This window comes from Streptomyces sp. NRRL S-244 (assembly GCF_000717915.1).
Classification (GTDB): domain Bacteria; phylum Actinomycetota; class Actinomycetes; order Streptomycetales; family Streptomycetaceae; genus Streptomyces.
Window position 1 is genome coordinate 1 of sequence record NZ_JOCX01000018.1, and the last position, 25560, is coordinate 25560.

23 protein-coding genes are annotated in these 25560 nt (G+C 71.5%); 10 read left to right on the forward strand and 13 right to left on the reverse strand.

Annotation, left to right across the window (positions count from 1 at the left end):
• Positions 1-90 precede the first annotated feature (90 nt).
• The 4 genes from IF02_RS0121925 to IF02_RS0121940 are packed head-to-tail and all read left to right on the forward strand — an operon-like array spanning position 91 to position 6822.
• Positions 91-1416 (forward strand): glycosyltransferase, encoded by a 1326-nt coding sequence (locus tag IF02_RS0121925; RefSeq protein WP_051696439.1) that lies wholly within the window; start codon positions 91-93, stop codon positions 1414-1416.
• Positions 1413-3128, forward strand: a complete 1716-nt coding sequence (locus tag IF02_RS0121930) for an ArnT family glycosyltransferase (RefSeq protein ID WP_420708189.1) — start codon at positions 1413-1415, stop codon at positions 3126-3128. Before IF02_RS0121925 ends, IF02_RS0121930 begins: the two co-directional genes overlap by 4 nt.
• A gap of 6 nt (positions 3129-3134) precedes the next feature.
• Positions 3135-4352, forward strand: coding sequence for a glycosyltransferase (locus IF02_RS0121935; protein ID WP_030159456.1), 1218 nt, complete (start codon positions 3135-3137; stop codon positions 4350-4352).
• Between the two features lie 46 nt (positions 4353-4398).
• On the forward strand, positions 4399-6822 hold the full coding sequence (locus tag IF02_RS0121940) for a galactose oxidase-like domain-containing protein (RefSeq protein WP_030159458.1): 2424 nt from the start codon (positions 4399-4401) through the stop codon (positions 6820-6822).
• Positions 6823-6896: 74 nt separating this feature from the next.
• Here IF02_RS0121940 and trhA read toward each other — a convergent pair whose 3' ends face one another.
• Complete coding sequence (gene trhA / locus IF02_RS0121945) at positions 6897-7574, reverse strand: PAQR family membrane homeostasis protein TrhA (protein ID WP_106977339.1); 678 nt, start codon at positions 7572-7574, stop codon at positions 6897-6899.
• 211 nt (positions 7575-7785) lie between these two features.
• Between trhA and IF02_RS0121950 the strand changes: the two genes are divergently transcribed.
• Positions 7786-9630, forward strand: coding sequence for a phosphoenolpyruvate carboxykinase (GTP) (locus IF02_RS0121950; RefSeq protein ID WP_030159462.1), 1845 nt, complete (start codon positions 7786-7788; stop codon positions 9628-9630).
• A gap of 85 nt (positions 9631-9715) precedes the next feature.
• Here the strand turns inward: IF02_RS0121950 and IF02_RS0121955 are convergent, their stop codons facing one another.
• Genes IF02_RS0121955 through IF02_RS0121970 form a run of 4 tightly spaced genes read right to left on the reverse strand, consistent with a single transcriptional unit; the run spans position 9716 to position 14223 of the window.
• Positions 9716-10336 carry a hypothetical protein gene (locus IF02_RS0121955; protein ID WP_030159464.1) on the reverse strand — a complete coding sequence of 207 codons (621 nt, stop codon included), beginning with the start codon at positions 10334-10336 and terminating at the stop codon, positions 9716-9718.
• Positions 10323-11948, reverse strand: a complete 1626-nt coding sequence (locus IF02_RS0121960) for a substrate-binding and vWA domain-containing protein (protein WP_030159467.1) — start codon at positions 11946-11948, stop codon at positions 10323-10325. Before IF02_RS0121960 ends, IF02_RS0121955 begins: the two co-directional genes overlap by 14 nt.
• Entirely contained in the window at positions 11945-13132 is a 1188-nt protein-coding gene (locus IF02_RS0121965; RefSeq protein ID WP_030159469.1) for a toxic anion resistance protein, read from the reverse strand. Before IF02_RS0121965 ends, IF02_RS0121960 begins: the two co-directional genes overlap by 4 nt.
• Before the next feature lie 14 nt (positions 13133-13146).
• Positions 13147-14223 (reverse strand): substrate-binding domain-containing protein, encoded by a 1077-nt coding sequence (locus IF02_RS0121970; protein WP_030159471.1) that lies wholly within the window; start codon positions 14221-14223, stop codon positions 13147-13149.
• A gap of 143 nt (positions 14224-14366) precedes the next feature.
• On the opposite strand from IF02_RS0121970, the gene IF02_RS0121975 reads away from it, so the two are divergent.
• Positions 14367-14792, forward strand: coding sequence for a hypothetical protein (locus IF02_RS0121975; protein ID WP_158708535.1), 426 nt, complete (start codon positions 14367-14369; stop codon positions 14790-14792).
• Positions 14793-14913: 121 nt separating this feature from the next.
• Here IF02_RS0121975 and IF02_RS0121980 read toward each other — a convergent pair whose 3' ends face one another.
• Entirely contained in the window at positions 14914-15327 is a 414-nt protein-coding gene (locus tag IF02_RS0121980; RefSeq protein WP_030159475.1) for a hypothetical protein, read from the reverse strand.
• Positions 15328-15417: 90 nt separating this feature from the next.
• Positions 15418-16629: a pyridoxal phosphate-dependent aminotransferase gene (locus tag IF02_RS0121985; protein ID WP_030159477.1), complete on the reverse strand. Its 1212-nt coding sequence runs from the start codon at positions 16627-16629 to the stop codon at positions 15418-15420.
• A gap of 352 nt (positions 16630-16981) precedes the next feature.
• Here IF02_RS0121985 and IF02_RS0121990 point away from each other — a divergent pair, with 352 nt between their 5' ends.
• Together IF02_RS0121990 and IF02_RS0121995 are read left to right on the forward strand one after the other, a co-directional pair.
• A complete protein-coding gene (locus IF02_RS0121990; protein WP_158708536.1) occupies positions 16982-17227 on the forward strand; it encodes a hypothetical protein in 246 nt (81 codons plus the stop codon).
• Positions 17228-17291: 64 nt separating this feature from the next.
• Positions 17292-17768 carry a macro domain-containing protein gene (locus IF02_RS0121995; protein WP_030159480.1) on the forward strand — a complete coding sequence of 159 codons (477 nt, stop codon included), beginning with the start codon at positions 17292-17294 and terminating at the stop codon, positions 17766-17768.
• A gap of 30 nt (positions 17769-17798) precedes the next feature.
• On the opposite strand, the gene IF02_RS0122000 is transcribed toward IF02_RS0121995, so the two are convergent.
• The 5 genes from IF02_RS0122000 to IF02_RS0122020 all read right to left on the reverse strand — a co-directional run bounded on the left by IF02_RS0122000 (position 17799) and on the right by IF02_RS0122020 (position 22721).
• Positions 17799-18245, reverse strand: a complete 447-nt coding sequence (locus IF02_RS0122000; protein WP_051696440.1) for a nitroreductase family deazaflavin-dependent oxidoreductase — start codon at positions 18243-18245, stop codon at positions 17799-17801.
• A gap of 164 nt (positions 18246-18409) precedes the next feature.
• Positions 18410-18595 carry a hypothetical protein gene (locus tag IF02_RS0122005; protein WP_030159484.1) on the reverse strand — a complete coding sequence of 62 codons (186 nt, stop codon included), beginning with the start codon at positions 18593-18595 and terminating at the stop codon, positions 18410-18412.
• A gap of 225 nt (positions 18596-18820) precedes the next feature.
• The gene (locus IF02_RS0122010; protein ID WP_030159486.1) at positions 18821-19831 is read right to left on the reverse strand and encodes a YdcF family protein; all 1011 of its coding nucleotides are present in this window, start codon (positions 19829-19831) and stop codon (positions 18821-18823) included.
• Between the two features lie 24 nt (positions 19832-19855).
• Positions 19856-21427: an N-acyl-D-amino-acid deacylase family protein gene (locus tag IF02_RS0122015; RefSeq protein WP_030159488.1), complete on the reverse strand. Its 1572-nt coding sequence runs from the start codon at positions 21425-21427 to the stop codon at positions 19856-19858.
• 13 nt (positions 21428-21440) lie between these two features.
• Positions 21441-22721: an amino acid deaminase gene (locus IF02_RS0122020; RefSeq protein ID WP_030159490.1), complete on the reverse strand. Its 1281-nt coding sequence runs from the start codon at positions 22719-22721 to the stop codon at positions 21441-21443.
• A 156-nt stretch (positions 22722-22877) separates the two neighbouring features.
• Here IF02_RS0122020 and IF02_RS0122025 point away from each other — a divergent pair, with 156 nt between their 5' ends.
• Together IF02_RS0122025 and IF02_RS0122030 are read left to right on the forward strand one after the other, a co-directional pair.
• Positions 22878-23660 (forward strand): IclR family transcriptional regulator, encoded by a 783-nt coding sequence (locus tag IF02_RS0122025; protein ID WP_030159492.1) that lies wholly within the window; start codon positions 22878-22880, stop codon positions 23658-23660.
• Positions 23657-24067, forward strand: a complete 411-nt coding sequence (locus tag IF02_RS0122030; RefSeq protein ID WP_030159494.1) for a RidA family protein — start codon at positions 23657-23659, stop codon at positions 24065-24067. Before IF02_RS0122025 ends, IF02_RS0122030 begins: the two co-directional genes overlap by 4 nt.
• Before the next feature lie 119 nt (positions 24068-24186).
• Here IF02_RS0122030 and IF02_RS0122035 read toward each other — a convergent pair whose 3' ends face one another.
• On the reverse strand, positions 24187-25524 hold the full coding sequence (locus tag IF02_RS0122035; RefSeq protein WP_030159496.1) for a M14 family metallopeptidase: 1338 nt from the start codon (positions 25522-25524) through the stop codon (positions 24187-24189).
• Between the last annotated feature and the right edge of the window lie 36 nt (positions 25525-25560).

A 25560-nucleotide genomic window follows, 5' to 3' on the forward strand; every position in this document is an offset into this window, starting at 1 on the left:
GGGGGGGGGGGGGGGAAGCGGGGGGGGGGGGGCCGGGGGGCCCGCCTTGATCCCCTGGGGGGTTTGCCGATCGCCGCCTGGTGTCGCGGCATGTCTGTGGGGGACGTTTTGTACACCTCTGTCGTCATATCCGTGATTTCGCTTGCGCTGTTCTGGATGGCCGCCTTCACGCTGTGGTGGCAGATGCACGCGTGGCGCACGCCCGAGACGCTCGCGTCCACCCGCTTCGACCGCCCCGACGGTGAGGGCCGGCTGGCGTTCTCGCTGCTCCTGCCGGCCCGGCACGAGCAGGCGGTCCTGCGCCACACGATCGAGCGGCTGCTCGAATCGAGCCACGGGGACTACGAGATCATCGTGATCGTCGGGCACGACGACCCGGAGACCGCCGCCGTCGCCGAGGCCGCCGCCGCGCGGGCGCCCGAGCGGGTCCGGGTCGTCGTCGACCACCACGAGGCCAAGAACAAGCCGAAGGCCCTCAACACCGCCCTGCCGCACTGCCGGGGCGACATCGTCGGGGTCTTCGACGCCGAGGACCAGGTCCACCCCGAACTGCTCGCGCACGTCGACCACGCCTTCCGCTCCACCGCGGCCGACGTGGTCCAGGGCGGGGTCCAGCTCATCAACTTCCACTCCTCCTGGTACAGCCTGCGCAACTGCCTGGAGTACTTCTTCTGGTTCCGCTCCCGGCTGCACCTGCACGCCGAGAAGGGGTTCATCCCGCTCGGCGGCAACACCGTCTTCGTGCGCACGGAGGTGCTCCGCGAGGCCGGCGGCTGGGACCAGAACTGCCTGGCCGAGGACTGCGACCTGGGCGTACGCCTCTCCTCGGTCGGCAAGAAGGTGGTCGTCGCGTACGACTCCGACATGGTGACCCGCGAGGAGACGCCCGGATCGCTGATGAGCCTGCTCAAGCAGCGCACCCGCTGGAACCAGGGCTTCCTCCAGGTCTACCGGAAGAAGGACTGGCAGCAGCTGCCCGGCAGCGGCCAGCGCTGGCTGGCGCGCTACACGCTGATGACCCCGTTCATGCAGGCCGCTTCCGGGGTGATCATCCCGCTCAACTTCGCCGTCGCGGTCCTGCTCGACGTGCCCGTCGGCATCGCGATCATCACCTTCCTCCCGATGATCACGGCGATGGTGACGTTCGTCTTCGAGATCGTCGGCCTGCACGACTTCGGCCGCCAGTACGGGCTGCGCGTCCGCTTCGTGCACTACCTCAAGCTCGTCGTCGGCGGCCCGTTCTACCAGGTGATGCTGGCGGGCGCCGCGATCCGGGCGGTCTGGCGCGAACAGCGCGGCCGCAACGAGTGGGAGCTGACCAGTCACACCGGTGCCCACCTCGCTCCGATCAGCGCCACCGCCGCGGTCTCCACCGCCGGCGCGTCCACCGCGATCCGAGAGGACAGCCACCAGTGACCGCCACCCTGCCCACGGCCACTGATCCCCAGCCCGGCGCAGCCGCGGCCCTCGTCGAACCGCGCGTCCCCGCCCAGCGCGGTCCCAGCGGTCCCAGCGGCCCCGGCAGCCCCGGCAGCCGCGGCGGACTCGGGGTCCGGCCGCCCGCCCCGGCCCACCCCCTCGTCCGCTTCCGCTCCTCCCGCCCCGACCTGCTGCTCTGCGGGGCGGTCCTGCTCGCGATCGTCCTCGTCCAGGGCTGGAACATCACGCACTTCCCGACCCTGAGCGACGACGAGGGCACGTACCTCGCCCAGGCGTGGGCCGTCCAGCAGGGCGACGGCCTCGCCCACTACACGTACTGGTACGACCATCCGCCGCTCGGCTGGATACAGATAGCCGGCCTGACCTACCTGCCCTCCCTCTTCGTGCCCGACTGGATGACCGTCGCGCCGATGCGCTTCTCGATGCTCGCGGTCTCCGCCGCCAGTTCCGTGCTGATCTACGTCCTCGCCCGCCGGCTCTGGCTGCCGCGCTGGGCGGCCGGACTCGCGATGGCCCTCTTCGGGCTCTCCCCGCTCTCCGTCGTGCTCCAGCGGGAGATATTCCTCGACAACCTCGCCGTGATGTGGATGCTGCTGGCCTTCTGCCTGGCCGCGTCCCCCAGCCGTCACCTGTGGCACCACTTCGGATCGGGACTCGCCGCCGCCACCGCCGTCCTGACCAAGGAGACGATGCTGGTGGTGCTCCCGGCACTGCTGGTGACCATGTGGCGCCACAGCCACCGCGACACCCGCAAGTTCGCCGTCACCGGGGCCGTCACCGCCTGCGCGCTCATCGGGCTCTCGTACCCCCTGTACGCGCTGCTCAACAGCGAGCTGCTGCCCGGCGCCGGGCACGTCTCGCTGATCGACGGCATCACGTACCAGATGAGCCGGCCGGGCTCGGGCTTCATCCTCACCCCCGGCTCCGGTTCGAACGGCGTGTTCCGGTCCTGGCTGTACTACGACACCGTCCTGCCGCTCGGCGGGCTGGCCGGAGCGCTCCTGCTGCTCGCCACCCTCCGCTGGTCCGTCACCGCCCGCGCGCTCGCCGGCCCGGCGCTCGCCGCCGTGCTCCTCGCCGCCGTCGCGATGCGGCCCTCCGGCTACCTGCCCGCGATGTACGTGATCCAGGCGCTGCCGTTCCTCGCGCTGGTCCTCGCCGGGGGCGCGGCCAGCGTCACGCACGCCGTACTGCGCCGCCGCCGCGCGCCGGGGGAGCGCCGGGCCCTCACGTACGGGCGCCGGGTGCTGATCGGCGTACTCGCCGCGGCCGCCGCGGTGTACGTCCTGCCGCGCTGGTACGAGGGCAACCGCACCGCGCTCACCGCCGACGCGAACGCCCCGTACCGGCAGGCCGCCGCCTGGCTCGGCCGGGAGGTCCCCGACCCCGGGCGCACCCGGGTCCTGGTCGACGACGCGCTGTGGCTGGACGCCGTGCACCACGGCTTCGAGCCCGGGCTCGGCGCCATCTGGTTCTACAAGGCGGACCTCGACCCCGCCGTCACCCGGACCCTGCCGCGCGGCTGGCGCGACATCGACTACGTCGTCTCCTCACCCACCGTCCGCCGCGACGCGGTGGACCTGCCCAACGTGAAGGCCGCGCTGGAGCATTCGACGGCCGTGGCCGTCTTCGGCTCCGGCGAGGACCGCATCGAGATCCGCAGGACCGACCGAGCCGACGGGAGCTGATCCGCCATGAGCGAGGACCTGTGGACCCCGCATGCCCTGAGCGATCCGGAAACTTCCATTCCGCATGAGGGGGAGGCGGAAGCGGGCAGCGTGACGGCGGGCAGCGTCACCCTCATCATCCCGACCTTCAACGAGGCGGGGAACATCGGCGAGTTGCTGAGCCGGCTCGCCGACTCGCTCCCCGCCCGCCTGTCCTGCGAGGTGCTGTTCGTGGACGACTCCACGGACGACACCCCGGCCGTCGTCGAGAAGGCCGCCCTCGACCTGCCCTTCCCCGTCTGCGTCCTGCACCGCGAGCGGCCGGACGGTGGCCTCGGCGGCGCCGTCGTCGAGGGCCTGAAGCGGGCGGACACCGACTGGATCGTCGTCATGGACGCCGACCTCCAGCACCCGCCCCACCTGGTGCCCGAGCTCGTCGGCGAGGGCGAGCGCACCGGCGCCGACCTCGTCGTCGCCTCCCGCTACATCCCCGGCGGCAGCCGGGCCGGACTCGCCGGGAACTACCGCATCGCCGTCTCGCGCGGCGCGACCTGGCTCACCAAGGGGCTCTTCCCGCGCGCCCTGCGCGGGATCAGCGATCCGATGAGCGGCTTCTTCGCCATGCGCCGCCGGTCGGTCACCTCGGACGCCCTCAAACCCCTCGGCTACAAGATCCTGCTGGAGCTCGCGGTCCGCAGCCGGCCCGCCAAGGTCGCCGAGGTGCCCTTCGTCTTCCAGGACCGCTACTCGGGGGAGTCCAAGTCCGGTGCCCGCGAGGGGCTGCGGTTCCTCGCCCACCTCGCCGCGCTGCGCTCCGCGACCCCGCTGGCCCGGATGATCGGCTTCGGGCTGATCGGGCTCTCCGGCTTCGTCCCGAACCTGTTCGCGCTGTGGCTGCTCACGCACGCCGGGGTGCACTACCTGCCGGCCGAGATCGCCGCCAACCAGGCCGGGGTGCTCTGGAACTTCGTCCTCATCGAGACCCTGCTCTTCCGCGACCGGCGCCGCCACCGCCACTGGGCGGACCGGGTCGGCCGCTTCGCCCTGCTGGCCAACGCCGACCTGCTGCTGCGCATCCCGCTGATCGCCCTGTTCGTCGGCAGGTTCGGCGTGGAGGTGCTGCCCGCCACGGCCCTGGCCCTGGTCACCACCTTCGTCCTGCGCTTCGCCGCCACCGAGGCCCTCGTCTACCTCCCGCGGGGGACCCGTACCGCGACCCGTATCGCACGCACCACCAGGAGTTGAGCCGCACAGAGCCGCCGCACAGCACAGAACAGAAGGGAACTCGTCCATGCCAGCGAACATCCGGCGGAAGGCCGGGCGGCGCGCCGCCCTGGCCGCCGTCGGGGCGATGACCGCGGGCCTGCTGCTCACCGCACCGCAGCAGGCCACGGCCGGACCGCCCAATCTGCTCACCAATTCCGGTTTCGAGACCGCCGGCGCACCCGGCGAGGACATGCCGTCCTGCTGGGAGAAGTCCGGCTGGGGCGACAACGACTTCACCTACGCCACCGTCGCCGACGCGCACAGCGGCACCAAGGCCATGAAGGTCTCGCTCACCCGCCGCCTCAGCGGAGACCGCAAGGCGCTCGTGACCGAGAACCCCACCTGCGCGCCCACCGTCGTACCGGGCAAGCAGTACGACCTGTCCGCCTGGTACAAGTCGAACACCCCGGACGTGTCGGTGACCGTGTTCCGCCACGACGCCACCGCGGGCTGGCAGTACTGGACCGACCTGCAGAATCCGCCGGTCAGCGCCGGATGGGCGCGCACGGAGGTCCGTACGCCCGCCGTCCCGCCCGGCACCGACAAGATCACGTGGGGGCTCTCGGTCTACGGGGTGGGCACGCTCACCACCGACGACTACACACTGGAGGAGGTGGGCGCGGCCCCGCCGCAGCCGGGCTGCACGGGCACGCCAGACGAGTGCGCCAAGGGCAAGTGGGAGGTGATCCCGGCCAAGAACCCCGTGCGCTCGATGCACGCCGTCGTGCTCAAGAACGGCAAGGTGCTGCTGATCGCGGGCTCGGGCAACGACATCGCCCAGTTCAACGCGGGCACGTTCACCTCGGCCGTGTACGACCCGGCGAACGGGTCCTTCAAGACGATCCCCACGCCGGTGGACATGTTCTGCTCGGGCCACGTGCAGCTGTCGGACGGCCGGGTGCTGGTCATGAGCGGCAACAAGGGGTACCCGTCCGCCGACGGCAAGGTCGGCTACCAGGGGCTGAAGGACAGTTACGTCTTCGACCCGGCGACCGAGGCGTACACCAAGACCAACGACCTGAACGGCGGGCACTGGTACCCGTCGGCGACGATCCTCGGCAACGGCGACGTGATCTCCTTCGGCGGTCTGAAGGAGGACTCGACGGGCAACGTCACCGCGGAGAAGTTCTCGGCGGCGCAGGGCAAGTGGCTGCCGATGAACGAGGTCAACCAGACCTGGTCGTACTGGGGCCTGTACCCGTCGATGATCCTGATGCAGGACGGGCGGCTCTTCTACTCCGGCAGCCACACCTTCGGCAACGGCACGCAGGGCAGCGGCGCGTCGATCTACGACTACAACGCGAACACGATCACGGACGTGCCCGGGCTGCGCAAGAAGGACGAGCGCGACGAGTCGGCGAGCGTGCTGCTGCCGCCCGCCCAGGACCAGCGGGTCCTGACGATCGGCGGCGGCAACAACGAGTCCAACCCGGCGGCGAACCGGCTCACCGAGCTGATCGACCTCAAGGCGGCGAGCCCCGCGTACACCGCCGGGCCGGACCTGCCGCAGGGCCTGGTCGACGTGGGCGGGGTCAAGCGGGCGCAGACCGGGGCCGAGGGCAAGATGTACGTGTCGGCCGTACTGCTGCCGGACGGCAAGGTGCTGGAGACGGGCGGCGGGCTGCACGACCGGGCCGACCCGGTGTTCGAGGCCTCGTTCTTCGACCCGGTGACCAACACCTACAAGGCCGGACTGCCGGCCGACCCGATCCCGCGGACGTACCACTCGGGCGCCTTCCTGCTGCCCGACGGGCGGGTCATGACGGTCGGCGACAACCCGGGCAACGGCACGTACAACAACAACGTGTCGATCTACACCCCGCCGTACCTCTTCAAGGGCGCACGCCCCAAGCTCACCTCGGTGATCGACACGCAGTGGGTGTACGGGGACACGCAGCGGATCACCGTCGACCGGCCGATCGCCAAGGCGGAGCTGATCCGTCCGGCGGCGGTCACGCACTCCTCGGACCCGAACCAGCGGTACGTGGACCTGCCGTTGTCGGTGATCAACAACACGACCGTCGACCTCAACGTCACCAGCAACCCGAACCTGGCGCCGCCCGGCTGGTACATGCTCTTCGGGGTCGACGCGAACGGCATCCCGTCGGTGGCGACCTGGGTGCACCTGGGCGGCGCGTCGGCGCTCGCGGCCACGGAGGAGGCCCCGTCCCCGCACGTCCACGAGTTCGCGGACGCGCCGCAGGCGGCCCCGAAGCAGAACCCCGGGAAGCGGGACTCGGCGCCGGTCGCCCCGAGCGTGGCCGGCTGCGACCGGCACTACGGGACGGCGAGCCAGTGCGTGCCGACGAAGTTCCCGGCGGAGGTGAAGGAGACGACGAAGGCCCGCTGCGACTGGCTGGCCTCCCACCAGTACCCGAAGCGCATGAAGGTCAACGGCAGTGACCCGCTGCGCCTGGACCCGGACGGCGACGGCTACGCCTGCACGTAGCCGCACCCGGCCGCACCGGCAGAACGGAGCCCCGCCGCACGCCGCGACGGGGCTCCGCTGGTGCCGGTGCCCGGCTAGTGCTGGTACGCGGCGAGCGAGATGCCGACGTAGTGGGCGACGAAGGCGGCCAGGGTCAGGGAGTGGAAGACCTCGTGGAACCCGAAGAAGCGGGGCGAGGGGTTCGGGCGCTTGATCCCGTAGATCACGCCGCCCGCGCTGTAGAGGAGCCCGCCGACGATCACCAGGACCAGGACGGCGATGCCGCCGGTGCGCAGGAAGTCGGGGAGGAAGAAGACCGCCGCCCAGCCCATCGCTATGTAGCAGGGGGTGTACAGCCAGCGCGGTGCGCCGACCCAGAAGACGCGGAAGGCGATGCCGGCCGCGGCGGCGATCCACACCGCCCACAGGAGCGTCCGTCCGGTGGAGGGAGGGAGCAGGAGCACCGTCAGCGGGGTATAGGTCCCTGCGATGATCAGAAAAATGTTGGCGTGGTCGAGACGCCGCAGAATGGCCTCACCCCGCGGACCCCAGGTGCCGCGGTGGTACACCGCGCTGACGCCGAACAGCAGGCAGGCCGTGAGGATGTACACCCCGCACGCCACCCGCGCCCGCGTGGACTCGGTGAAAGCCATCAGCACCAGCCCCGCGACGACCACGGCAGGGAACATCCCGGTGTGCAGCCAGCCGCGCATCAGCGGCTTGGCCTCCGGTGCGGCCGGAGCGGCGGCGGCGTCAGAAGTCATGACCGCCATGCTACCTACGGGTCCGTAGGTTTCCGTTAGTGCGCTTTACGGAAGATTGACGGGAGTGGCGATGCTCACGTGAGAGGCCCCCTGGACATATGCGCACACGCACCGGATGATCAGATGAGTGCGGTCGGCACCGGATGAGCGGAGCGCGAAGCATCCGGGTCGCAGCCCCCACGGGGCAAACACCAAACACACCCCTCAACAAGGAGCAATCGTGGCGCGCGACAACGCGGCTCCCACCACCGTCCCGACGACCCACCAGGAGCTGATCTCCTGGGTGGACGAGATCGCAGCGATCACCCAGCCCGACCGGGTCGTCTGGTGCGACGGCTCCGAGGCCGAGTACGAGCGCCTGTGCGCGGAGCTCGTCGCCAAGGGCACGTTCAAGAAGCTGGACGAGGGCAAGCGACCCAACTCGTACTACGCCGCCTCCGACCCGTCCGACGTCGCGCGCGTCGAGGACCGGACCTTCATCTGCTCCGAGAAGGAGGAGGACGCGGGCCCGACCAACCACTGGAAGGCTCCTTCCGAGATGAAGGCCCTTTTCACCGGTGAGGGGGGCGTTGCCGGGCAGGAAGGTATCTTCCGCGGCTCCATGAAGGGCCGGACGATGTACGTCGTCCCCTTCTGCATGGGCCCCCTCGGCTCCGAGCTCTCCGCGATCGGCGTCGAGATCACCGACTCCGCCTACGTCGCCGTCGCCATGCGCACCATGACCCGCATGGGCAAGGCCGTCCTCGACGAGCTCGGCACCGACGGGTTCTTCGTCAAGGCCGTCCACACCCTCGGCGCTCCGCTCGCCGAGGGCCAGGCCGACGTGCCGTGGCCCTGCAACACCACCAAGTACATCTCGCACTTCCCGGAGACCCGCGAGATCTGGTCGTACGGATCCGGCTACGGCGGCAACGCCCTGCTCGGCAAGAAGTGCTACGCCCTGCGCATCGCGTCCGTCATGGCCCGCGACGAGGGCTGGCTCGCCGAGCACATGCTGATCCTCAAGCTCACCCCGCCGCAGGGTGAGGCGAAGTACGTCGCCGCCGCGTTCCCGAGCGCCTGCGGCAAGACGAACCTGGCCATGCTGGAGCCCACGATCCCCGGCTGGACGGTCGAGACCATCGGCGACGACATCGCCTGGATGCGCTTCGGCGAGGACGGTCGCCTGTACGCGATCAACCCCGAGGCCGGCTTCTTCGGCGTCGCCCCCGGCACCGGCGAGCACACCAACGCCAACGCCATGAAGACGATGTACGCGAACACCGTCTTCACCAACGTCGCGCTCACCCCGGACGGCTCCGACGTCTGGTGGGAGGGCATGACCGAAGAGGCGCCCGCGCACCTCATCGACTGGAAGGGCAACGCCTGGACCCCGGAGTCCGAGACCCCGGCGGCCCACCCCAACGCCCGCTTCGCCGTCCCGGCCTCCCAGTGCCCGACGATCGCCCCCGAGTGGGAGGACCCCAAGGGCGTCCCGATCTCCGCGATCCTCTTCGGCGGCCGCCGCGCCTCCGCCGTCCCGCTGGTCACCGAGTCCTTCGACTGGAACCACGGCGTCTTCATCGGATCGAACATCGCCTCCGAGAAGACCGCCGCCGCCGAGGGCAAGGTCGGCGAGCTGCGCCGCGACCCGTTCGCCATGCTGCCGTTCTGCGGCTACAACATGGGCGACTACATGGGTCACTGGGTCGACGTGGCCAAGGGCAAGGACCAGTCCAAGCTCCCGAAGATCTACTACGTGAACTGGTTCCGCAAGAACGACGCGGGCAAGTTCGTGTGGCCCGGCTTCGGCGAGAACAGCCGCGTCCTGAAGTGGATCGTCGAGCGCCTCGACGGCAAGGCCGCCGGCGTCGAGACCCCCATCGGCATCCTGCCGACCAAGGACTCCCTCGACCTGGACGGCCTGGACCTCCCCGAGGCGGACCTGGACTTCCTGCTCACCGTCGACAAGGAGGTCTGGCGCGACGAGGCCTCCCTGGTCCCCGAGCACCTGAACACCTACGGCGACCACACTCCCAAGGAGCTGTGGGACCAGTACCACGCGCTCGTCGAGCGCCTGGGCTGAAAGACCTGTCCGGAGCAAGCTCCGGGCACCTGAGTGTGGGAGCCCCCGACCAAGCGGTTCCCACCGCAGCACCGGCCGATACCGGTCAGGAGTGTTGTCCGCGCTCCTCCAGGTAGGTCGTGTGCGTCTGCTGACGGCGGGCCTCTGCTTCGCGGAGGTCCGCCGTCAGGCGTTCCGCCTCCTCGTGCAGCAGCGACAGCTGCCGTTCGAGGTGCCGCTCGGGCGACTCCCCGCCGGGCGTGAGCCGGGTCCACCAGCGCGTGCGGTTGTACGTGTCCACGCACTCCGGCACGTCCAGCTCGATCGCCCGCGACAGCGCGTGCACCGACTCCGGATCGGCGGCCAGCACATCGGCCACCCACCCCGGCTCCAGCAGCGCCCCGTACAGCCCCATCAGCTCCGCGAGCCGGCCCTCGGCCGGATCCGGCAGGTCCACCTCCGCCACGTACTCCCGCAGCCGGCCGAACCGCTCCCGTATGTCGTCCAGCTGCTGCGAGGGCCCCCGGGGCTCGGGCGGCGCCGGCCGCTCCGGCGGGGCGATCAGCGCGCCCGCGCCGTACAGCCCGGCCACGACCACCGGCCAGTACGTGCCCGCCACCCCGGTGACGGTCAGGCCCAGCCCGACCAGCCCGCAGGCGCTGCCCACCAGGTTCTTCTTCGACTCCAGGCAGCGGAGCGCTCCCGCGACGGATCTACTGGTAGCCACGGATCTCCTCGAAGGCTCCGTCCAGCGAACCGTTGCCGCCGGTGGCGTCGAAGAGCCGCCCGCCGGTCAGTTCGGTGATGTGGGCGAGCTCCTTGCGGTCAGAGTCGCCGAACAGCACCGCGAAGACCGGCGTGTGCTTCTGCGCGTCCGGCAGCCCGGCGTAGAAGGAGTCGAAGTCCTTCGCCTTGTCGCCGCTCTGCCCGTCCGTCATCAGCACGATCGAGGTGAACGCGTCCGCGTTGCCCTTGCCCAGGTGCTCGTACGCGGCCTTCAGACTGCCGTACACCGCCGTACCCCCCTCCGGCTGGAGCGACTTCACATCGCCCCGGATCGCGTCCAGCGCCGGCCCGGGATTGCCCGGCTCGACGACGTGCGTCAGCACCTTCTTCACCTTGTCGCCGAAGGGCAGGAGCGTCACCTCCTCGCGGTCCCGGAACCGCTGCCCGGTCCCCGAATCACCCGTCCCCGTCAGCTCGGTGAGCGCCGACCGCAGCCGCCCGATGCGGTCCTCCTCGGCCATCGAACCCGAGGTGTCCAGCACGTACACCGTCCGCGAGGGCCGGCGCAGCTCGTTCTCGTACGAGGCCAGCAGCCCGTCCGCGACCGACTGGGTGCCCGGGAACGGCAGCTCGCGCCGCTTGTCCGCGTTCAGCCCGGCCGCGGGCTGCACCCCGGCCGCGACCGGCCGGCGGAAGGTCTTCTCGGTGATCGCCTTCTGTGCCTCGGCGCCGCTCAGGTAGTCGGTCAGGGCCCGACCCGACTCGCGGGCCCCGGCCGGGGCCGAGGTCAGCAGGGTCAGCGGATAGTGGGCGGTGACCACCCCGTCCCGCGGCCGGATCACCGTCAGGCCCGCCTTCGCGTCCCGGTTCATGGACAGCAGCACGGACTCGTAGTTCACCAGCGCGTCCACGTCCCCGCGCTTGGCGTACGCGGTGGCAAGCCAGCCGGAGGAGCCCGAGGTCAGCTTCTGCCCGGCGAAGAACTCCTTCAGCTTGGGCTGCGCCGTCTTCACGTCCGCGTCGGTCAGCGCCGCCTGCGCGCCCGACAGCCCGGAAGCCACCGAGACCAGTGCGGAGAACCCGGAGTTCGAGCGCACCGGATCGGTCATCCCGTACGTCAGCTTCCCGGCGGCGACGGCCTCGTGCACCGCCGACCAGGTCACCTCCTCCGGCTTCCAGCCGAGCCGGGCCAGCGCGTCCGCCCGTACGCCCAGCGCGACCGGCGAGGACATCACCGGCGTCTCGCTGCTGAGCTTCCCGGCGGCCTCGGGGCGCAGCCGCAGATAGTCGTTGGAGGACAGCCAGATGGCGTCGTACGCGCCGTCGGCCTTCCCGGAGGCGACCTGCTCGACCGCGTCCAGGGTGCCGGACCAGGTGAGCTCGACGCTGACCCCGGTGGCCGCCTTCGCCGCCTTCAGCACCGGCTCCATGTCGGCCAGTTCGCTGGAGGCCAGCACGCGCAGCTTGCCCTCCTGGTACTTCGACCGGGTGGGCTTCGCCGGATCCGGAGAGCCGGCGTCGCAGGCCGAGGCTCCGAGCAGGGTCGCGGTGAGCGCGACCGCCGCGGCCAGCCGTCTGCGCACCGATGCGGTGCGCACGCTGCGCACGCTCATCGGGCACCGCCCTCCAGCACACCGGAGGTGCGCGTACGGGCCAGGTGGGCCGAGGCGGTCCGGAGCTCCCCGGTCAGGGACTCGACGGTGGCGGCCATGTTCTCGGTCGCCTGCGCCTTGAACGTGTCGATCGCGTCCAGCGTCTTGTAGATCTGCCCGAAGGCCGTGCGCAGCGTCTCCGCGCCCACCGCCGGGTCGGCCGCGATCCGCTGGATCTCCCCGCTCTGCGTGGACAGCATGTCCGCGTTGCCCCGGATGAGCTCCTCGGTGGTGCCCTTCAGGGCGTTGACCTGCTCGATCACCCTGCGCTGGTTGTCGAGGGCCGAGGCCAGCATCACGGCGGTCCGCAGCGCGGACACGGTGGTGGTGGCGGCCCGGTCGACGCCCTTGATCAGCTCGTCGTTGTTGCGCCGGACCACGTCCATCGCCAGGTAGCCCTGCGCGCACACCGCCAGCTGGGTCAGCAGGTCCTGGTGCTTCTGCCGGACCGGGAAGAGCAGATCGGCGCGCATCACGTCGGCCGCCGAAGGGTCCGTGTGCCCGGTCTCGGCGATCCGCTGCTCCACGGCCGCGTCGAGGGCCTCGGTGAGGACGGCGTACTCCTGGAGCTTGCCCATGGTCTCCCACAGGCGGGCCCGCTCGGTGTGCAGGGCCGCGTTGTCGCGGCGCAGCTCGTCCTGGCCGCCGCGCAGCGCGCCCACGATGGCGTTGAGCGTGGTCTGCGAGGAGGCGTACTTGGCCACGTGGTCCCGGAACCTGTTGCCGCCGGGCAGCTTCGAGAGCAGCCTGCGGGCTCCCTTGGCGGGCGTGTCCCGCGGGTCGAGGTCCTCGACGGTGCGGCGCAGTTCGACGAGGGAGCCCGCGACGCGGGCCTGGGCGTCGCCGCCCCCGTCGGAGCCCAGCGACCGTACGGCCCGCTCCAGCATCCGGTTGGACTGCTGGGCGGCGCTGCGGATCTCGCCGGCGCCGAGCCCGGACATCTCCCCGACGCGGCTCGCGAACTCGGGGGAGCGGGTGTCGATCCCGGCGAGCGAGCCGACGTACTCCCCGGCCCGGCGGGCCATCTCTTCGCGCACCCCGTCCGGGAGCGGGACCAGGCCCGAGGCCTGCTCCCGCCGTACGGGGGCGACGGGCTCGGGGGCGGTGAGGACGAGCGGGCTCTCCTCCGGTGGTGTCAGAGTCATGTGCGGTGTCCCCCCTAGCCCTTGGCGCGCGCGGCAAGCGCCATGAGGATCTTGACGGTCGGTGCGCTGACCTGGCGGATGCCGGTCAGCTCGGGGTTGAGGTACGCGGCGTGCGCGGCGGTCGCCGCGGTGAACTCGGGCACGCCGTTCTGCGGCCGGAACCCGTGCCGGACGGCCAGCTCGCGCAGCTTCGGGTCGTTGGCGAGGAGGGAGCCGAGCTCCTTGGCGTTCTCGCTGATCGGCACGAAGGTGTGCGGGGAGTTGACGGTGGTGTCCGGGTAGAGCACGACCATGTCCCCAGGAGCCTGCTTCTGCTGGAGCAAGGAAGCCACCTGGGACTCGTACGCCAGGATGAGCGGCTCGCCGCTGCCGGAGATGAAGGCCCGGAACGGGTCGTCGGTGCTCGGTTCCAGGGCGCCCTGGACGCGGATCAGCTTCTGCATCAGGGGCGCGGTGCGGTCGATCCCGGCCTGGTCGGAGACCACCGTCCTGTCGTTGGCGACGTTCGAGGTGGCGGCCAGGAACAGCGCCCCGGAGTTGGACGTCGCCGGGTCCGTGGTCTTGATGTACACCCGGCCGGTCAGCTCGGCGAAGGCGGCGGAGCCGGACAGGTCCTGCCAGTTGCGGTCCTCGGCGGCCGCTTTGAGGTAGGGGCCCATGAGGAGGGCCCCCGAGTTCTTGCCGGTCATCTTGGCGAGGTTGTTGTCTGCGAGCACCTTGGCCGCGTTGGCGCGGGCGATGACCACGAGCGGGGAGAAGAAGGGCTTGGTGGTCTGGGCGCCCTTGACACCGGCCGCGGCCTCGATCTCCGGGGCGGGCTCGCTGCTGCCGGGGAAGGCGAAGTCGAATTCCTTGAGGGCGAGTTGGTCCATCGCCCAGGAGCCGGACGTTTCGGTCTTCACGGTGTAGCCCTTGTCGGCCAGGGCTTTGACGACGTCGGGGTCGCGGAAGTATTCGGACTTCTCGGATCCGATGACGCCTTTCACGGTCTTCGTTGCCGTGGTGGGGGTCTTCTCTCCTCCGGCGAGCACGACGGCGATCACGCCGCCGAGGAGGAGGACCGCCAGGGCGATACCTAGGATGCGTCTCACGGGTGCAGCGTGCTCGCGGAAACCCACATTCCGCGCGAAGTCGAATGAACGTCAGGTGTCCAGGCGGTCCCACTTCGAAATGCTGTGTGGATCGGCCGGTGCTGGCAGGCGGGGCGGCAGGCCGGGAGGATCGTCCCATGGGCGTGAGCGCGTTGAAGTGGCAGGGCTGGGCGGTCGGCCTGACGGTCCTGGCCGGCCTGCTGGTGTTCGCCCCGCTGGGCCTGTACGTGTGGGCCAGCGGCGAGCCGGGCGCGGCGCCGCCGCGACCTGCGGTGGAGGACGTACGGGTCACCGGCTGCCGGATCGACCCCGGCAGCCGCCGCGTGGTGGCGACGGTGGAGGTCTCGGGCCGCCCCGAGGGCACGGGCGCGTACGTGGTGACGGTCGAGTTCCGCGAAAAGGCGACTCCGGACCCGGCCGCCCGCCCGTCCCAGGCCCTGGTGAAACTCCCGGGCGTGGCCCCGGGCGCGACGGAACACTCGGAAGCGCTGGGCCCGATCTGGCCCCCGGCGACGACCCTCTGGTGCGGGGTCGCGGCCGCGGAGTTCGAATCGAGCCCGGCCGGCTGATTCCAGCGCCGCGCAGCGGCACACCCGCACTCGGCGGGGCGGCCGAGCCGGAACCCATGGCAAGCCCGGCCAGGGCAATGGCACCCGGTCCGGAGCCTCCGCGGCCCCGGACCGGGGCCGATCAGAGGCTGCCGGCCAGGTCCCGCGAGGCCAGGGCAGCGGCATGCGCGTCCATGCGCTCGGCGGCGAGGATCGCGACGGTGGTGTCGGCGCGCGACGCGGCGACGACCAGCGCGCGGCCGGCGAGGTCATGGGCCCGCTGGTGCAGGGCGAGGAGACCGGCGGCACCCGAGATGTCGGCGCGCGCCGTCCGCGCCGGATCGGCGCCGCGCAGCCGCGCCACCTGTGCGGCGATCCGCGCGGCGGCGCCGTCGAGGCCGAGCTCGTCCGTGACGGTGAGCAGGGCCGCCAGGTGCCCGGCGAGCTGGATGTCCAGCGCCTCGGCGCGGCTGCTGTGCGGGTACCCCGCGTGGCTGTCGGAGTGGTGGCCGCCCACACGGTGGACGACCGGCTTCGTGCGGATCGGCTCGTACATGAGGAGGCCTCCTGCGTGGTCAGGAGGCCATCCTACATTGGATTGGTTCTAAAGTTGTGCTTGATCCGGTATCCGGTACGCAGTCGTCGCCTAGTGCTGGCCGTATCCGTCCAGGAACTTGCCGATCCGGGTCACCGCGTCCGCCAGGTCCTTGGCGTTCGGCAGCGTCACGATGCGGAAGTGGTCGGGCTCGGACCAGTTGAAGCCCGTACCGTGGACCACCATGATCTTCTCGGCCCGCAGCAGGTCGAGGACCATCTGCCGGTCGTCCTTGATCTTGTAGACGGCCGGGTCCAGCTTCGGGAACAGGTACAGCGCGCCCTTCGGCTTCACGCAGGTGATGCCGGGGATCTGCGTCAGCAGGTCGTACGCCGTGTCGCGCTGCTCCAGCAGCCGTCCGCCCGGGAGGACCAGGTCGTTGATCGACTGCCGGCCGCCGAGGGCGGTTGCGACGGCGTGCTGCGAGGGCATGTTCGCGCACAGCCGCATGTTGGCCAGGATCGTCAGGCCCTCGATGTACGACGAGGCGTGCTTCTTGGGGCCGCAGACCGCCATCCAGCCGGCCCGGTACCCGGCGACGCGGTAGTTCTTGGACAGCCCGTTGAACGTGAGGGTCAATAGGTCGGGCGCGATGGCGGCGGTGTTGGTGTGCGTGGCGCCGTCGTAGAGGATCCGGTCGTAGATCTCGTCGGAGCAGACGATCAGGTTGTGGCGGCGCGCGATGTCGGTGAGCCCGCGCAGCATCTCGTCGTCGTAGACGGCGCCGGTCGGGTTGTTCGGGTTGATGATCACGATCGCGCGGGTGCGGTCGGTGACCTTGCGCTCGATGTCGGCGAGGTCCGGCATCCAGTCGGACTGCTCGTCGCAGCGGTAGTGCACGGCGGTGCCGCCGGCCAGGCTGACGGAGGCGGTCCAGAGGGGGTAGTCCGGCGCCGGGACCAGCACCTCGTCGCCGTCGTCGAGCAGCGCCTGCATCGACATCTGGATCAGCTCGGAGACGCCGTTGCCGAGGTAGATGTCCTCGACGTCCAGCTCGATGCCCTTGGTCTGGTAGTGCTGCATGACCGCGCGGCGCGCGGAGAGCAGCCCCTTCGCGTCCCCGTACCCGTGGGCGTTGCCCAGGTTGCGGAGCATGTCCTCGAGGATCTCCGGCGGGCACTCGAAGCCGAAGGCCGCGGGGTTGCCGGTGTTCAGCTTGAGGATGCGATGACCTGCTGCTTCGAGCCGCATGGCCTCTTCGAGCACGGGCCCGCGGATCTCGTAGCAGACGTTGGCGAGTTTCGTTGACTGGATCACCTGCATGACGGGAGCTTACGGGCCGGGCGGCCGGTCCGCCGAGGTATTCGGGGAGGGAGTGCGGGATGGATATGTCCCGTTTCGCATGATGGGACGGTGGCGGCGCGGTCCGCCCTTGGAAACGGCGGCCACGCCACCGCCGCGACCTGCGGAATGGGTGGGCCCCGAGCGGCGCCGGACCGGTGGTGTTGCACTCGTCACGTCGGGGTGTGCGTACGCAGTGCGCGTACGGGGCCTGAGTAGGGGCATGAGTGCGCGTACTCATGCGTCACGGCGCCGCCGCGGCGCAGGCTTGCCTTCGACGCCGGTCGGAGGCGCGAGAGGGCGGGGCGGAGCGGTGGAATTCATGGTCGGGGACATGGCGATCAGCACGGTGGGCACGGACGGCGACGACCGGGCGATCGAGTTCCTGGTCGCACCTCGGAGCGGGGACTGCGGCGAGGGCGGCGCGGGCGCGGTGGGCGCCGAGGAGGCGCACTTCGCGATCCACCGCGAGCACGACCAGGGCTGGGAGGCCGCCCGTCTGACCATCGACCCCCTGTCGGGGAGCGTCCCGATCGCGGCGGTGGAATGGGCGATGGAATTCGCCCGCGAGTACCTGTGACCGACACCCGGCGCCGTTGTCAGCGGCCGCCCGTAGGGTCGTGAGCGGGGGAAAGGGGCGGAACATGAAGCAGCTGCGCATCATGGCCGGGGACGCGACCGGACCGCAGGCCAAGGGCCCGAAGATCATCGGGCACGTCTGCAACGACATCGGCGGCTGGGGCAAGGGCTTCGTGCTGGCGCTCTCGAAGCGCTGGCCCGAGCCCGAGAAGGAGTTCCGGGCCTGGCACCGGCGCCGCAGCGGCAATGACTTCGGCCTCGGCGCGGTCCAGCTGGTCCAGGTGCGGCCGGACACCTGGGTGGCCAACATGGTCGCCCAGCGCGGCATACGCACGGGCAGCGGCGGCCCGCCGATCCGCTACGACGCGCTGGGGCGCTGTCTGGCGGCACTCGGAGAGCACGCGCTCGCCCTGGAGGCCTCGGTCCACATGCCCCGCATCGGCTGCGGCCTGGCCGGCGGGAAGTGGTCCCGCGTCGAACCGCTGATCACCGAGGCCCTGTGCGCCCGGGACGTGGCCGTGACCGTCTACGACCACGCCTGAGCGCGGGCGGGGGCGGGGCGCCGCCCGGGGCTACCGGGTGATGATCACCAGGGGGATCTCGCGGGGGGAGGCGGACGCCTGGTAGTCGTCGAAGAGGGGCCACAGAGCCGTCATCGCCGGCCAGTAGACCTCGCGCTCCGCCGGGCAGGCCGTGCGGGCCGTGGCCTGGAAGACGGCCGCGCCGACCTGGAGGCGGACCTCCGGGTGCCCGGTCAGGTTCCGGTACCAGGCCGGGTGCTCCGCGGCGCCCCAGCGGGCCGCGAGCACGATGTGGCGGCCCTCGTCCTCGACGTAGATCAGCGGGGTCCGGGAGGTCCGGCCCGTGGCGCGGTCGAGCGTGGTGAGCAGGAGCGTGGGGACCCCGTGCCACAGGTGCCCGTCGAGTCCTCCGGTGGTCACGTAGTCCTGTACGTGGTCGCGTTCGCGGCTCTGGCGGGGGTCGGTGGGGTGGTCCCAGTCGATGGTGATCGTCTGCATGGCGGTGCCTCCGAGTCAGGGCCCCCGCGAGACTTAACGATCCTTCTCCGTCTCTGGATGCGGTCGGCCCGCGGTGGACACCCGTCCAGGCGATGTGCGGCCCCGGCCCGGGACGCCGCCCCGGTCGGGGCCACCAGCAGCTCAGTGCCGCGCCACCGCCCCGGTTAGGGGAGGTAGCGCTCGATGACCTGCGGACCCTCCTTCTCGATCAGCTGGCGCGCCTTCTCGAGCCGCTCCGGAGTCGGCTCCATGCCTTGCACCATCACGAGGTCCTCGGGGTCGTACGGCCGTTCCCCGCCGCTGAAGAGCTTGGCCGGCCGATTGGGCTGCTGGCCCGATTCACTGTCCATCGGGATACCTCCTCGGAAATGCAATGCCCCCCGGTTCCCTCATCCTCCGGCGACAGCGCCATGAACGCACGTCGGACTCGCACCCTCCCCCATGGGCAAGGTCGCTTTCCGTCCGGAGGCCGCCGCCACGCCGACCGCCCCCGCCCGCGGCCGGGACGTGGCACCGGCACCTGCACGTGCGCGAGCGCGGCCTCTGACCCTCGCGCGGCCCTCGCCTCGCGCCGCCTACACCGAGGCGATGGCCGCAGCGGTGGTCAGGGCGGCGATGGCCGCGCAGATGCTCAGGTTCACCGCCCTGTGCTCCCAGAACACGGCGACGAACTCGCGCAGGGTGGCGCTCGGCCAGAAGTACGTGGCGGTCGGGGAGCCGAGCACCTGGCCGTTGACACCGGCCGTGCGGGCCGTCATCGCGGCCCGGAAGGCGTGGAAGTTGTTGGTGACGACCACGCACCGGTAGCCGGGGTCCGCGTCGGCCATGATCGTGCGGCTGAACGCGAGGTTCTCCCGCGTCGTGCGCGAGCGGTCCTCCAGCCGTATCCGCTCCTCCGGGACGCCCCGCGCGATCAGCCAGTCGGCCATCGCCCGCGCCTCCGAGAGCTTCTCGTCCGACCCCTGCCCGCCCGAGACCAGCAGCAACGGCGTCCGGCCGCCGCGGGCCACCTGGGCGGCGTGGATCTGCCGGCCCTTCTCCAGTCGGGAGGCCAGCAGCGGGGACACCCGCTCGCCGCAGATGAGCCCGGAGCCCAGCATCACCACGTAGTCGACGTCCCCGCGCACCGTGATCCGCCCGTACAGGAAGGCGTACGCCAGGAAGCAGAGGAAGATGAAGGAGACGTACCCGACGAGCATGACCAGGCCCGCCACCACCGTGTCCGCGACCCGCGAGCCCCGCCCCGCCACCCCGAGGACCAGCCCGATCAGCGCGAAGATCCCCAGGCCCGCCGCCATGGACAGCAGATTGGTCGGCCTGCGGCCCTCCTTGCGGACCATCGTCAGGCCGTTGCGGATCAGGTAGCCGGCGAGGACGAGCGTGCCGACCGTCGGTACGACCAGCACCAGCAGCACGGCGATGGCGTCCAGCGGTGACGGCAGTTCAGGTATCTGGAACAGCAGGCCGATCGACCCGCATATGAGGGTGAGGCCCAGGAGGACCGCGTTCCGGAAGCGTCGGCGGTCCTCCCGCACACTCATGCAGAAGAGGACGAAAAACAGCGCGGCGGGGACAAAGGCGAGCATGCCGCCCATCGTAGGCGGAAGCCTTCAACGGCCCCTGTACGGAGCCCTGCGGACCGACCGCCCCGCCAGGACGTCCGTCCTGCGCCCGTCCCGCATCACGAACCGGCCGTCGATCAGCACGTGCGGGATGCCGGACGGCAGCACGCGCGGGTTCTCGTACGTCGACCCGGCCGCGACCGTCTCCGGATCGAAGAGCACGAGATCGGCCCGGTACCCGGCACGCACCAACCCCCGGTCCACCAGCCGCAGTCGGGCCGCCGGCCGGCCCGCCAGATGGGCCACGCACTCCTCCAGCGAGAGCACGCCGAGCTCGCGCACGTAGTGGCCCAGGTAGTGCGGGAAGGTCCCGTACGCCCGCGGGTGCGGCTTCGCGCCCTGGAGGATGCCGTCGGAGCCGCCGGTGTGGACCCGGTGGCGCATGATCGCCCGGACGTTCTCCTCGTGCCCGACGTGCTGGAGGATCGTCGGCCCCAGCCGGTCCGCCAGCAGCAGCCGCCGGGCCGCCTCCCAGTCCCGCAGGCGCGTGCCCACGTACGCCCCGTGCGCCGGGTCGGCCGTCCCCGAGATCTCGATCGTCGCCCAGTCGACCGGGACGCCGTGGCAGCCGTCCGCCCCGGTCACCTCCAGCGCGTGCCGGATCCGCTCGGCTTCGGCGTCGTCGCGCAGCCGGGCGAGCACGGCCTGCGGCCCGCCCTCGTTCGCCCAACCGGGCAGCAGCGCCACGAGGGTGGTGCAGCCGGGGGTGTACGGGTACGAGTCGAGGCTGATGTCGGCCCCGGCGGCGAGCGCCCCGTCGAGGAGGGCGAGCAACTCGCCCGCCCGGCCCTCGTTCTCCGCGAAGTTCATGGTGGCGTGCGCGAGGTGCAGCGCGCAGCCGGCCTCCCGGGCCAGGGCGATCATCTCGGCGTACGCGGCCAGCGCGCCGCGCCCGTACGAGCGGTGGTGCGGGCAGTAGTAGCCGCCGTACGAGGCCACCACCCGGCACAGCCCGGTCAGTTCGGCGTCGGACGCGTACATGCCGGGGGTGTACGTGAGCCCCGAGGACATGCCGACCGCGCCCTGGGCGAGGCCCTCGGCGACGAGCGCGCGCATCCGGTCGAGCTCTGCGGGGGTCGCGGGGCGGTCGCCCCAGCCGAGGGCGTACGCGCGGACGGTGCCCTGCGGGACGAGGTACGCGGCGTTGACGGCGATGCCGGTGCGGTCGAGCCGGTCCAGGTACCCGCCCACGTCCCGCCAGTCGAACTCGACGTCCTCGCCCGCGCCGTTCCAGCCGGTGATGGCCGCCCGCACCTCGGCGAGGGTGCGGTCGTCGACGGGCGCGTACGAGAGCCCGTCCTGGCCGAGGACTTCGAGGGTGACGCCCTGCGCGGCCTTGGCGCTGTGGTCCGGGTCGCGCAGCAGGGCGAGGTCGCTGTGCGCGTGCATGTCGACGAAGCCCGGCGCCAGGGCGAGCCCGTGCGCGTCGACGGTGCGGCGGCCGCCGGAGCGGATCCGGCCGATCTCGGCGATCCGGCCCTCGTGGACGCCCACGTCGGCGGTGTACGAGGGCCCGCCCGTGCCGTCGACGACGCGGGCCCCGCGGATGACCAGGTCCACCGGCGCGGCGCCGCTAGAAGAAGGTGCGCACGTAGTCGGTGACCGTGCCGTCGGCCTCGACGACGGGGATCAGCGGCCACTTCTCGAAGATCGTGCAGGGGTGGGACATGCCGAGCGCCACCCAGTCGCCGACGTTCACGTCGTCGGCGGCGTCCGTCTCCAGCCAGGCGTGCTGGTCGGACAGCTTGACCACGCGGACCCCGGCGGCCGGGCGCTCCTCGCCGGTCAGGGCGTCGCGGACCAGCTCGGCCTCGGGCAGGCCGAGGTCGTACGCGATGTCGCGCTTGCCGGCGTTGACGAAGGCCTGGGTGGGGGAGGGGCGGGAGACGACCTGGGTCCAGAGCCGGAACGCGGGGCGCAGGCCGCCCTCCTCCGGGACCCGGTTGAAGGGGGTGAGGCGGGTGTACCAGCCGTGGTCGTGCGAGACGTACGCGCCGGAGCGCAGCAGCCGCAGCACGGGCCGGGACAGCTCCGGGAGCTCGGCGAACACGTCGGCGACGGCGTCGAACCAGGCGGAGCCGCCGGCGCTGACGACGATCTCGTCGAGGTCGGCGGCGAACCGCCCGGCCCGGTCGAACTCGACGGCCAGCGCCGTGAGCCGGCGCAGATACGCGTGGACGGACTCCGGGTCGGCGCCGGGGACCTCGGCCTCGTACCCGGCGATGCCGACGAGGCGCAGGCCGGCGGCCTCGGCCACGGCGTCGGCGACGGCCCGGCAGTCCTCGTCGGTCCGCGCGCCGGTACGGGCGCCCTCGCCGGCCCCGAGCTCGACGACGACGTCGACGACCTGGGGCTGCCCTTGCAGGGCCCGGTCCATGAGCTGGACCCCGCGCACGGAGTCGACGTAGCAGACGAAGCGGAAGCCGGGGTCGGCGGCGAGCTCGGCGGCCACCCAGCGCAGCGCCGCCGGGTCGACGAGCTCGTTGGCGAGGAAGATCCGCTGGATGCCGAAGGCGCGGTAGACGCGGGCCTGGTGGGGGACGGCGGCGGTGATGCCCCAGGCGCCGTGGTCGAGCTGGCGCCGGAAGAGCTGCGGTGCCATGCAGGTCTTGCCGTGCGGGGCGAAGGCGAGGCCGTGGCGGGCGGCGTACGCGCCGAGGGCGGTGAGGTTGTGCTCCAGCGCTTCGGCGTCGAGCGTGAGGACGGGGGTGGTGAACCCGCCGGTGTAGAGGTCCCGCTTCTCGGCGGCCAGCTGCCCGACGGTGAGGCTCGCCCGCTCGGCGTCGGGCGGCAGCCCCTTGAACCGGTGGTCGACCGGTTCGTCGGCGAGCCGTCGGACTGCGTCGCTGCCCATGCGGATTCCTCCTCGCGTTGCATCTGCTGCAACGTGCGTTGCGTGTTGTGCCGCTTGCTGTCTAGCATCCTGCGTACGAGGGGTCAACGCCCGGCCGCGTGTACGGGTTCCGGAAGGCCCCGCGCAGCGGGCGGCGGCAGCAGGGGAGGACACGGCGTGAGCCAGTCGGTGGACAGAGCGCTCGGCATCCTGCCGCTGCTCGCCCGGGGTCCGGCAGGGCTCGGCGAGGTCGCCGAGGAGCTCGGCGTCCACAAGAGCACCGCCCTGCGCCTCCTGCGCACCCTGCACGAGCACGGCTTCGTCTACCGCCAGCCCGACGGCCGCTACCGCCTCGGCGCCCAGCTCTTCGCGCTCGCCGCCGAGGCCGTGGAGAACCTCGACGTCCGCACCGTCGCCCACCCCCACCTCGTCGAGCTCAACCGCCTCACCGGCCACACCGTGCACCTCGCGCTCCACCAGGACGACGAGGTCGTCTACATCGACAAGGTCGAGAGCCGCTACCCCGTCCGCATGTACTCCCGCATCGGCCGGCCCGTCCCCCTCACCGTCGCCGCCGTCGCGAAGCTGCTGCTCGCCGACCTCCCCGAGGCCGAGCGCCGCAGCCTCGCCGAGCGCATCGACTACCCCCGTTACACCGCCCGCTCCACCCCCGACGCGCAGGCCTTCCTGCGCGAGCTGGCCCTCGTACGGGAACAGGGCTGGGCCACCGATCTCGGCGGGCACGAGGAGTCCGTCAACTGCCTCGGCGCGCCCGTGCGCGGGCCCGACGGGCGGGCGGTCGCCGCGCTGTCCGTCTCCGCTCCCAGCGTGGTCGTCACCGCCGGGGAACTGCTCGAACTGCTGCCCCTGGTCCGGCGCACCGCCGACACCATCAGCCGGGAGTACTCCGGCTCCCCGCACGCCCCACACGCCTCACACGACGACGAGGACACCCCGTGACCGAGAAGACCGCCCTCACCCCCGACACCCACACCACCCCGCCGGCCCGCTTCTCGCACGGCGTGCGCAAGGGGAACATCCTCCAGGTCGCCGGCCAGGTCGGCTTCCTCCCGCACGTGGACGGCCGGGCGCCGACCCCCGCCGGGCCGACCCTGCGCGAGCAGACCCTCCAGACGCTGGAGAACGTCCGCTCCGTACTGGAGGCCGGCGGCGCGGGCTGGGACGACGTGATGATGATCCGCGTCTACCTGACCGACACGGACCACTTCGCCGAGATGAACGCCCTCTACAACGCCTACTTCGAGGAGCAGGGCCTCAAGGAGGCCCCGGCCGCCCGCACCACGGTCTACGTGGGCCTCCCCGCCGGCCTGCTCATCGAGATCGACGCCCTCGCCGTCCTCGGATGAGCCGGCCGGGCGAAGCGGCGCGACAAGGGGCGCGACAAGCGGCGCGACAAGCGGCGCGACAAGCGGCGTGACAAGGGGCGCCCCCCTGGCGGTGAGGCGCCCCTGCCGGTGCCGTCGGCTCACGTGCAGTACTGCGCCTGCTTCCCGATCGAGCGGTACATGCAGTCCGCGTTCTCCAGCAGTTGGAGCACGGCGTCACGGTTGCGCGCCGTCTCGCGCTCGATCACCTCGTCCGGCGGGTAGAAGCCGCCCCCGCTGCCGGACTCGGACGGGTACATCTCGAAGGTGTACGTGAAGATCTTCTGGTTGCCCCACAGCCAGTCGTCGATCGTCCCGTCCGTGATGTACAGGTCGCTCGACTGCTCCGGCGTGTAGCCGTTGCTGCGGGCCATGCTCGTGCCGATGGTCTTGTAGACGGCGAGGTCGTCCGCCGTCAGGCCCGGCGCGGTGTCGTTGTACGTCCACCCGAAGGGCCACAGCACCAGCTGGCTGTACGTGTGGAAGTCGATCGAGGCGGTGATCTGCTGCTTGCCGCCGATCACGCGGCTGCGCACGAAGTCCGCGACGACCTTCACCTCGGGGGCCGACTCGCCGGCCGCCCCGCGGTAGGTCTCGGAGCTCTTGCTGCTGCTGGAGCCGCCGCAGCAGCCCCACTTGTAGTCCCAGTTGCGGTTCAGGTCGGTGCCGACGTACGAGGAGCCCGTGTTCGGCTGCCGGTTCTTGCGCCAGGAGCGGTACGAGCCGGTCGCGATGTCGTACTCGCCGCCGTCCGGGTTGAGGTCCGGCACGATCCAGATCTCGCGCCCGTTGACCATGTTGGTGATCCGCGAGTCGGTGCCGTACTTGGAGCCGAACTCCTTGAGCAGGTAGAGCGCCATCTCGACGGTCAGGTGCTCACGGGCGTGCTGGTGGTGCGTGAAGAGCACCTCGGGCTCGTTCTCGTCGGTCGCGACGTTGTCGCTGATCTTGATGGCGACGATGTCCCGGCCCTGGTACGACTTCCCGATCACCTTCTTGCTCATGATCGAGGGGTACTGGGCGATGCGCTGGTCGATCTCCGTGGTGGCCTCGGCGTAGTTGTGGTACATCGAGTCCTTGGACGGGAAGTCCATCGGGCTCGCCGCGACACCGCGCTCCGAGCGGTCCGGCGGCCCGGGCAGGGCGGTCAGCTTGTAGCCGAGCGCCCGCAGTTCCTTGGCCTGCTGCGGGTCGGCGCTGACGACGACCGAGCGGGCGTCGACCTCGTCGATCGAGACGCCCGTACGGAGCAGGGCCGTTCGCTCGGCGGCGGTGGCCGGGCCCTTGACCTCGTACTGGACGATCGCCTCGTCCTGGGTGGCCGTCGAGGGGGTGGGCGGCGGGGCCGCCGTCGCGCTCATGCCGTAGGCGGGCGCGCCGAGCGCGAGAGCGAGCAGGGCCGCCGTGACGGCGGCCCTGCGTCGTGTGTGGAGCCGCATGCGTTCTCCTGGGTGGGGAGTGTGGGGTAGCCGTGC